Source organism: Bathymodiolus azoricus thioautotrophic gill symbiont (assembly GCF_001298715.1).
Lineage (GTDB): Bacteria > Pseudomonadota > Gammaproteobacteria > PS1 > Pseudothioglobaceae > Thiodubiliella.
In genome coordinates this window covers 1-6,973 of the sequence record NZ_CDSC02000340.1, presented here as the reverse complement: position 1 = coordinate 6,973, position 6,973 = coordinate 1, and the positions used below count along the sequence as shown (strand labels likewise).

Below are 6,973 nucleotides of genomic sequence, written 5' to 3'. Positions count from 1 at the left end.
GGGAAGTGTTGAGGAGACTATCGGGGATGCTATCGAGGAAAGTCCTTATTCTGGAACCAGTGATAGACATCTTTACGCCGACATTAATGAACAGGATATGGTGCCTGATAGTGAGATAGCTGGTGGATCGGGGGATTTATCAAGTGCTACCGCCGATGCTAGAATAAGAACTGTATCCCCTGATGTAGAAGGAGAATATAATGAGATTGCAAATAATGTAAACGGCACATGTAATATATTATAAAAATAAGGTCGTCTTTTGCGCACACTCACAATTTCTAGTAGACTCCAAGATAGTTATGTCAAACTATGGAGAATATAGATCCAAAGAAGATAAGGGTATATTGATACTTATCTATCAAGCATTTATCCATTTAATCCAATATTTAACGACTCAGTGGTTATGGTTTATAATAATAAACGACCACATTTTTCCCTAGGCGGAATACCGCCAAGAGCAAAGGTAGCGTAATAAAGACTGTAAGCAGTCAGACCTCTGTGGGTATTACACAAGCATTTTACTTTTGCAATGCGTGTTTATACTCTATGGGAATAACTAACACGAAATCATTTAGTGCATTAGTCCAATCACTTAAGATGCGTTTAGCAATTTGTGAACCCGTTAGGTCATGATGATTTTGAATGTAGTGCTTTAGTTCATTTTCATAGGCTTCATTGAACGGGTCTAAATCTAGCATAGCACCAGTAGAGAGCATGCCATCAAAAGTCTTGTGTGGGTTATAAACAAAAGCAACGCCACCCGACATGCCAGCAGCAAAGTTACGACCAACTTCTCCTAAAATAATGGCTTTCCCGCCAGTCATGTATTCACAACCGTGATCGCCAATACCTTCTACAACAGCCGCTGCACCAGAGTTACGCACACAGAAACGCTCTGATACGCAACCTGATAAGTAGAGCTCTCCACCAGTGGCACCATAGCCACAAACATTGCCCGCAATGATTTCTTCTTCAGCATTAAAGGTGGAATTTTTAGGTGGATAAACAATCACGCGACCGCCTGATAAGCCCTTACCGACATAATCGTTGGCATCACCTTCAACTTCTAAGGTTACACCCTGTGCTAAAAATGCACCGAGCGATTGACCAGCAGAGCCTGTGAAATGAATATGGATTGAGTCATCCTCTAAGTTATTGCCACCACGAGCCTTGACGATATATGAAGAGAGCATTGCACCGACTGCACGGTCAATATTGGTAATTTTGGAATTAAATTTAACTTTATTGTTGCCAGCGATAGCATCTTTTGATTGCTCAATTAAGGTGTTGTCAAGTTGACTTGCCAACTCATGGTCTTGTGTTTTAGTTTGGTAAGTGCCTGTATTCTCATGTGGTTTTTGTGCGGGTGTGAGTAGTGAATCAAGATTAATAGAGCTTTGTTTCCAATGGTCAATGGCTTTATTCATCTCTAACATATCTGCTCGACCCACCATTTCGTTAATCGTTTTAAAACCTAATTCGGCCATGATAAGGCGTAGTTCCTGTGCGACCATAAACAGGTAGTTCACCACATGTTCTGGCTTTCCAGTAAATTTCTTACGCAGTTCTTTGTCCTGTGTGGCAATACCGACTGGACAGGTATTGAGGTGGCATTTACGCATCATAATACAGCCCATGGTGATAAGGGGTGCAGTAGAAAAACCAAATTCTTCAGCGCCCAGCAACACACCAATGGCAACATCCCTTCCGGTTTTCAGTTGCCCATCTGTTTGAATGACCACGCGTGAACGAAGGTCATTCATGACCAGTGTTTGGTGTGTTTCAGCCAAGCCTAATTCCCATGGTAAACCGGCGTGTTTGATTGAGGTGAGTGGTGATGCGCCTGTGCCACCATCGTGACCAGCAATAACAATATGGTCAGATTTTGCCTTGGTCACACCGGCAGCAATCGTGCCAACCCCTATTTCAGCTACGAGTTTCACACTAATTCTTGCAGCTGGATTAGAGCGCTTGAGGTCAAAGATGAGTTGTGATAAATCTTCAATAGAATAAATATCGTGATGCGGTGGTGGTGAGATTAGACCTACGCCAGGGGTTGAGTGTCTAATTTTAGCAATACCTTCATCAACTTTTGTGCCTGGTAATTCGCCACCTTCACCGGGTTTTGCTCCTTGCGAGACTTTGATTTGGATTTCATCGGCGTTGTTTAAATAATCAATAGTAACACCAAAACGACCAGAAGCCACTTGCTTGATTGCACTTCTGCGTGAATCACCATTGGCATCAGGCGTCCAGCGTTTGGCATCTTCGCCACCCTCTCCAGTGTTAGATTTTCCACCTAAGCGATTCATCGCAATGGCTAGGGATTCGTGTGACTCAGCAGAAATAGAGCCAAAGCTCATAGCGCCTGTGGCAAAGCGTTTAACAATTTCTTGGGCGCTCTCAACATCATCAATGGCAATCGGATTGCCTTTTTTAAAGGCCATCAGTCCGCGTAGGGTTGAATTGCGAGTGCCCTGCTCATTAGCGTGTTTAGCAAATACCCAATAAGCAGATTCGTCATTGTTGCGAGCAGCCAGTTGCAGATTGGCAATGGTTTCTGGATTCCACATATGAGTTTCGCCACCACTACGCCAATGATATTGACCTAAATTGTCTAATGTTTCGCTGTGGTAAGCAAGTTGATGGCGCTTCTCGCCTTCACTTTGAAGAATATCAAAACCAACGCCATCAATACGAGACGCTGTTTTAAAGAAGCATTTGTCCATGACTTCTTGTGCCAAACCAACAGCCTCAAAAATCTGCGCACCTTTGTAAGATTCTAAGGTGGAAATACCCATTTTTGCCATGACTTTAAGCATGCCTTTGCCAACACCTTTGCGATAGGCGGTAATAATAGCATCATCACTCTGGATATCAATAATGTTGTCACGACGCGCTTGCCAAAGCGCTTCAAATGCTAAATATGGGTTAATGGCATCAGCACCAAAACCAGTCATTAAGCAGAAATGGTGTACTTCTCTTGCTTCACCTGTTTCAACAATAATGCCAACTTGAGTGCGCTGCGAACAAGCCACAAGATGGCGGTGTAATGCACTTGATGTCAATAGACTAGAGACAGCAACACGATCTTTATTGATTCCACGATCAGATAAGATAATTAGGCTGTGCCCGTCTTGAATCGCTTGTGAGCCTTGTTTGCAAATATCGTCAAGCAACTCAGCAGTGTGTTTGCTTGAATTAATGTCGTAAGTAATATCAATGGTTTTTGATGTCCAGCCACGATGATTGCAATGTCTAAGCGCTGCTGTTTCTTCGTTGGTAAGGATTGGATGTTCTACCACTAGGCGATGTACATTTTCGGCTTTATTGGTTAGCAAACTACCTTCAGGACCGATAGAACAGCGCAAGGACATAACGACTTCTTCACGAATAGAATCAATGGCTGGGTTAGTAACCTGAGCAAACAGTTGCTTGAAATAGTCATAAATAATGCGAGATTGATTAGATAAACAAGCCAAAGCTGAGTCATTACCCATCGACCCAACGGGGTCACGCAATTCTGTGACTAAGGGTAATAGCATAAATTGCAGGGTTTCTGTGCTATAACCAAATGCTTTTAAGCGATGAATCAGCGTTTCAGGATAAAAGCCAGGCGCTTCATTTTCACAATGTAATTCTGATAAATGAATGGTTTGCTCGTCTAACCAGTCTTGATAAGGGTTTTGTTTGGCAAAGTCTGATTTAATGCGTTCATCATCAAGTAATTCGCCTTTTTCAAAATCCACTAAGAACATTTTTCCAGGTCGCAATCTGCCTTTGGTTTTAATATTGTCATTTTCCACATCAACTACGCCAACTTCACTTGCCATAATGACGCGCTCATCATGGGTTAAGTAATAGCGTGAAGGACGCAAACCGTTGCGGTCAAGCACTGCACCAATATAATGACCATCGGTAAAGGCGATAGAGGCAGGCCCATCCCAAGGTTCCATCACATTAGAGAAATATTCATAGAAGGCTTTTTTCTCATTACTCATATTGGCATCATTTTGCCAAGCTTCTGGCACCATCATTAATACCGCTTCTTGCAAGGTGCGACCATTCATCATTAAGAACTCTAACACATTGTCAAAACTACCTGAGTCGGATACTTCAGTTTCAATGACTGGCAATGTTTTGGCTAAATCCTCTTTAAATAAATCGCTTTCCAGTACGCCTTCTCTGGCATGCATCCAATTGAAATTACCTTGACGGGTATTAATCTCTCCATTGTGTGACATATAGCGACAAGGTTGTGCCCTATCCCAAGACGGGAAAGTATTGGTTGAGAAGCGAGAATGTACCATTGCCAAATAGGTTGAATATTCAGGATCTGATAAATCCGTATAAAAGTTAAGCACTTGAGACCCCATTAGCATGCCTTTATAAATAATGACAGTAGTAGACAGACTGCACACATAAAATAACAGCGCCTGTGATAAAGAGGCATCAGTGCGGATACCATGCGAGACATGTTTTCTGATTACGAATAGTGCACGCTCAAAGGCAGGCGTGTCAATGTCATTTGCCTTGGCAGTAATGAGTTGTTTAATAATCGGCTGAGAGGTTTTAGCAATATTACCCACATCTGCTTTATCGGTATCAATCGGCGTGTCCCTCCAGCCAATCAGGGCTTGACCTTCGTTGATAATGGCCTCTTCCATTAGACTCATGCAATGTACACGCTGTTTGTCGTCTTGTGGCAAGAAAACATTACCCACGCTATAGGCGCCTTTTTCAACATCAACATTGAATAACTTTTTAATTTCTTTAGCAAAAAATTCGTGTGGGATATTGGTTAAGATACCTGCACCATCACCCGTATTTGCTTCGCAGCCACAGCCACCACGATGGTCCATGCGTGTTAACATTTCTAAAGCATCTGTGGTAATTGTGTGTGATGACTTGCCTTTTACATGAGCAATAAAGCCAACACCGCAATTTTCTTTTTCGTTATCTGGATGGTAAAGACCATGTGCTTTTGGTAGGTGTAATAAGGGCTCTTTCATTGTTGAGTAATAATCAAAAAAAATCACCAAATTATAACCTAAAAGACATATGTTTAGTGTTTGAAATACGGTATTTGATGTCAAGATTAGGGTAGAATATTTCCCTACATTTTGTTGAATCTATACCCTATGTTAGCCGTTATTTCACCTTCCAAAACCCAAGATTTTAATCCGAGTGATGTTACTACCTTTACGCAAACACGCCAGATGAAACAATCTCAGACACTGATTGATATTTTAAAAGACAAAAGTCAAGATGAAATATCCAGTCTAATGTCAATTAGTGAAAAATTATCTGCTCTAAATTTTGAGCGTTTTCAAAGCTTTAAAACACCGCTGACACTTGTTAATGCCAAGCAAGCTCTATTTGCTTTTAAAGGTGATGTATATAACGGTATTGATGCATCTAGTTTAGACACCCAAGATTTAAAATTTGCACAAGCCTCTGTGCGCATGCTTTCGGGTTTGTATGGGGTGATTCGACCATTGGATTTAATTGCGCCTTATCGTTTGGAAATGGGTACCCGACTTGCCAATGATAAGGGTAAGAATTTATACGAATTTTGGGGAGATGATATATCACAAGTTTTGAATAAAGATGAATCCGAAGTGATTATCAATTTGGCTTCTAATGAGTATTTCAAAGGTATTGACAAAAAAGCATTGAATGCCAAAATTATTAATATTGTGTTCAAAGAATTTAAAAATAACGCCTACAAAGTTATTGGTATTTACTCCAAGCGTGCACGAGGTTTGATGGTGCGTTATATGATCGATAATCAATTGGAAAACCCTGAATTACTCAAAGCGTTTGATGTTGAGGGTTATGGGTTTAACCAATCCATATCTGATGAATCAACATGGGTATTTACACGCAAGCAATAATTCCCAAACAGTCTTGCATGCTTTGCATAGAGCCTGCAAATTTTTGTGTGTGTCAGGAATGTGAAGCAGAGTTTTCTAATCAAGAAAACCGTTGTCAATCTTGTGCACATCCCGTTAATAGCAATAGCAACCTTGATTTTTGTGGACAATGTTTGAGCCATTCTCCTGCTTTTAGTCGCGCCTATACTTTGTATGATTATCAAGGTTTGGTTGCGCAACTCATTAAGTTATTTAAATACAATAAGCAACTTTGCATTGGTGATTATTTTGCGTATAAACTGGCTGATAAATATCAATCATTGCCAGATTATGATGCGATTATCCCTATGCCACTTAGTTCAAAACGCATTCAGGAGCGTGGTTTTAATCAAGTGTTAGAACTACTTAGTGTGATTAGGCGTAAGCAAGGAATTATGGTCGATACCCATAGCGTTAAACGCATAAAAGCAACCCAATCTTTAACAAATCTCAAGGCCGAACAGCGCCAACAAGAAGTCAAAGGTGCATTTTACGCTGAGTCAATATTGTATCAACGAGTTTTATTGGTTGATGATGTGATGACAACAGGTGCAAGTCTCAATGAATTGGCAAAAACTGTTATTAGTGCAGGGGTGCAAAGTTGTGATGTTCTAACTTTGTCCAGAGCGATGACCTAGACCAGTAAGAAAACAAAACACTGTCAGTTATTCTTTGAACAATAAAGTGAAAATAAAAAATATGAAATTGGTAAAAGCAACAGAAACAGAAATACAGCAATTTATTGCTCAACATGTCGCATGGTCTGTTGAAAACAGGTACTGTAATTTCTTTTCTGTAAATTCAACATGAACACTTTTTAAATATGGTGAATTCGACTCATAAACGCACCACTCCCAATTGACGAGCATCAATACCCGTCCTTTCAAAAAACACCTGATAAGGTGTTTTAAATCCTAAACATTTTCTTGGTCTAGAATTCAATTTATTCACAGCTATTTTAACCTCATTGCAGGCAACATTTACCAAAGACATCGTCTTTGGGAAGTATTGCCTTAAAAGCCATTAGCATTCTCATTTTGTCCACGCTCCCAGGAATG

The 6,973-nt window shown here is 40.6% G+C and carries 4 protein-coding genes and 1 pseudogene; 3 read left to right on the top strand and 2 right to left on the bottom strand.

Annotated features, from left to right (window positions below; translation table 11 throughout):
- Positions 1-244: hypothetical protein (locus tag BAZSYMA_RS10015; protein WP_195910134.1), on the top strand; the 244-nt coding region annotated here is incomplete at its 5' end.
- 274 nt (positions 245-518) lie between these two features.
- Here the strand turns inward: BAZSYMA_RS10015 and gltB are convergent.
- Positions 519-5,012, bottom strand: a complete 4,494-nt coding sequence (gltB, locus tag BAZSYMA_RS06700) for a glutamate synthase large subunit (protein ID WP_090716980.1) — start codon at positions 5,010-5,012, stop codon at positions 519-521.
- 129 nt (positions 5,013-5,141) lie between these two features.
- On the opposite strand from gltB, the gene yaaA reads away from it, so the two are divergent.
- Positions 5,142-5,897: a peroxide stress protein YaaA gene (yaaA, locus tag BAZSYMA_RS06695; RefSeq protein ID WP_090716977.1), complete on the top strand. Its 756-nt coding sequence runs from the start codon at positions 5,142-5,144 to the stop codon at positions 5,895-5,897.
- A complete protein-coding gene (locus tag BAZSYMA_RS06690) occupies positions 5,873-6,553 on the top strand; it encodes a ComF family protein (RefSeq protein ID WP_090716975.1) in 681 nt (226 codons plus the stop codon). Before yaaA ends, BAZSYMA_RS06690 begins: the two co-directional genes overlap by 25 nt.
- A gap of 199 nt (positions 6,554-6,752) precedes the next feature.
- Here the strand turns inward: BAZSYMA_RS06690 and BAZSYMA_RS10695 are convergent.
- Positions 6,753-6,973, bottom strand: a pseudogene (locus BAZSYMA_RS10695) (transposase); the annotation flags it as partial.